Raw genomic sequence first — 305 nt, 5'->3', positions numbered from 1 at the left:
TGTGGAGCTTCAACAGGTTGTCCTCGATCAGGGCGAGGCGACTGATAGGCGTTTTTGACTTTAGGCTGCCATGTGGACGATGCCAATTGTATCTGTGCAGCCAGACAGGCAGTTCGGCGGCACGATGATCGGATGTCGGATAGGCAATGGCGTAGGCCCATTCGCGCAGTGCTGTCTGGATGAAGCGCTCGGCCTTGCCATTGGTCTTGGGCGTATAGGGTCTTGTCGTGACGTGCTTGAGGCCGAGATCGCGGCAGGCCTTGGCGAAGGCCTTTGATCTGTAGCAGGAGCCGTTGTCGGTCATG

General features: G+C 57.7%; 1 protein-coding gene. It reads right to left on the bottom strand.

Annotated elements, in window-relative coordinates; translation table 11 throughout:
* A partial coding sequence (locus P9230_RS32260) for an integrase core domain-containing protein (protein ID WP_278052575.1) occupies nucleotides 1-305 on the bottom strand: 305 nt, incomplete at both ends.

Origin of the sequence: Mesorhizobium sp. WSM4887, assembly GCF_029625865.1 — a bacterium.
Lineage (GTDB): Bacteria > Pseudomonadota > Alphaproteobacteria > Rhizobiales > Rhizobiaceae > Mesorhizobium.
This window is presented reverse-complemented; position numbering and strand designations above follow the sequence as displayed.